The sequence below is a fragment of the Vibrio sp. FF266 genome, assembly GCF_041439695.1.
Lineage (GTDB): Bacteria > Pseudomonadota > Gammaproteobacteria > Enterobacterales > Vibrionaceae > Vibrio > Vibrio tasmaniensis_A.
This window is the reverse complement of record NZ_JBGOOO010000096.1, coordinates 1-2289: the sequence shown is the minus strand read 5'-3', so window position 1 is coordinate 2289 and position 2289 is coordinate 1. Positions and strand designations below refer to the sequence as shown.

Genomic DNA, 2289 nt, shown 5'->3' with positions numbered 1-2289 from the left:
AACCACCGACACGAGGATTTTCAATCCTCTGCTCTACCGACTGAGCTATCCGGGCTACGAGGTGTATTAAACGTGTTTTCGCGTTCTGGGTCAACATTAAATTGCAAAAAAAGTATTGTTTGATGTTTTTCTATACTTAGTGGGTTGTTTTTGTTCGTTTGGGTAGAAAAACCTAGGTCTAGCATGCCTTAAAAGATGGCAAAACTACGGTTAACTGCTTTGAATGAGCGCTGAAATAAAAAAAGCACGTATGAAAACGTGCTTTTATATTAAAGGTTTTTCTCGAGAGTTTAGTGTTTTACTTCAAACCTATTTACCCAAGTCTCTAATTCGTTAGAAAGAGAAGCTAAAGTTTGAGTACTGTTATGGCTTTCCGTTACGACATCGCTCAGTTGGTTGCCACTTTCTTCAATCATATTGATACGCTTCGATATATCATCGCTTACCTGGGTCTGTTCAGCGGCTGCTGTTGCGATTTGATGGCTCATTGATGATATAGACTCTAATGCAATCACAATCTGTTGTAGCGCTTCAGAGGCATTCTGAGACTCTGCTACAGTACTTTCACTCGTTGCCGCACACACATTCATTGTTTGAATGGCGTTACGGGAACCTTCTTGAAGATTATTGATCATTAACTGAATCTCTTTGGTGCTCGATTGCGTTCGACCAGCAAGATTACGTACCTCATCCGCCACTACTGCAAATCCACGACCTTGTTCACCCGCTCGCGCAGCCTCAATAGCAGCGTTAAGTGCTAACAGGTTAGTTTGCTCTGCAATATCGCCTATAACGTCCAATACCTTAACAATATTGTTTACGTCGTTGTCTAGGTTAGCAACAGCTTCACTGGCTGTACCTAATTGTCCTGCTAGGCCTTGAATATTATCTACTGTGTTGTGGATTAGGAGCTGAGTATGTTGGCTTTGTTTGTCTGCCTCGTCGGTGTTACGAGCTGTATCGCCAGCTGAATCGGCAACATTATTTGCTGAAGACGCCATCTCAGTCATTGCTGTTGCGATCATTTCAGTTGATTGTTGCTGAGTTTCAGTAAGTTGAGCGATAGAACCTGCACGATCTTCCACGCACTGTAATTCGCCTCTTAACGCTAGCATTGAAGAGTTGAGGTTTGATACTAACTCTGCCAGTGATTGACTCATTTGTTGTACAGCGTGATAGATACTGCCTTGCTCAGCTTGAGTCTCAAACGATGTTTGAATTTTTCCTTCTGCGACAGCTTGTACTGCTTCTCTTACGTCTTTGGGTTCACCGCCAAGTAGCGATAGCATACGTTTAATTGAGATAATCAAGCTTGAAAGAATGACACCAGCAATAGCCAAACATAAAATCAGTTGCCATTGTGCTGTTGACCAAAACCTTGCGTTGACTTCATTGAAGCCGATACCTGTACCTACAACCCAACCCCAATGAGGTGTTTTTTCTGCGATGGACAGTTTTTCTTCAATGCTTCCGTCGGGGAGTTTTTGTGTCCAGGTGTATTCGACTATTTGTCCTGTTCTATTGCCAAGTGCTCGCTGAATAAGTTGGCCAACGCTATTTCCATCGCCATCTTTAAAATCATTAAAGCTGGTTCCGTGTAGTTGCGGATCTAAAGGTGTTGCGACAAAAGTCATATCTTCATCAGCAACATATACATATTCATTGTCTTTATAGATATTGTTGCGCAGTAGGCGAGTGGCAAGCTGTTTGGCTTGTTGTTCTTCTAGAGTGCCATCAATAGCCATTTTTTCGACTTCAGTAAGAATGCTGTATGCACTTTTAAATAGCTCTGTCACGCGAGCTTTGTTGTCTATGTTGCTAGCAACTCTTAAGGTCCATAAACCTGTAGCCGTAAGTGCGAGCAAGGCAATCAAAATGATGCCTGATAATAAATAAGCTTGCGTTTTTAATTTCATATTTCCCCGTGCAGCGATCTAATAATAAGTATGGTGTATCATTCACGAATCTTAAGCTAAGTCGTGTAGTGCAGGTATCAGAAAGGTATCAAAACATGATGAAGATTAAATTTACGAAGAAAAAAAAGTCCCCAGAAGAACATTTTTCGCTGTCAAATGAATAAACAGAGGCAAGAGCAATTACTCTATTAAGGGTGGCGGACGTAGTCCATTTACTCGAAGATCAAGATTTAATGTTGAACTGATGTGTTATTGAATGGTGTTAACTTTTATTCAAACGAAAAAAAGCCAAGTCTCTCGACTTGGCTTTCTTGAATGTGGCTCCCCTTGCAAGACTTGAACTTGCGACATACGGATTAACAGTCCGCCGTTC

1 protein-coding gene is annotated in these 2289 nt (G+C 41.5%); it reads right to left on the bottom strand.

Annotated elements, in window-relative coordinates; all coding sequences use genetic code 11:
• Positions 1 to 290: 290 nt before the first annotated feature.
• Positions 291 to 1916, bottom strand: coding sequence for a methyl-accepting chemotaxis protein (locus ACED59_RS24315; RefSeq protein ID WP_017097513.1), 1626 nt, complete (start codon positions 1914 to 1916; stop codon positions 291 to 293).
• Positions 1917 to 2289: the final 373 nt, after the last annotated feature.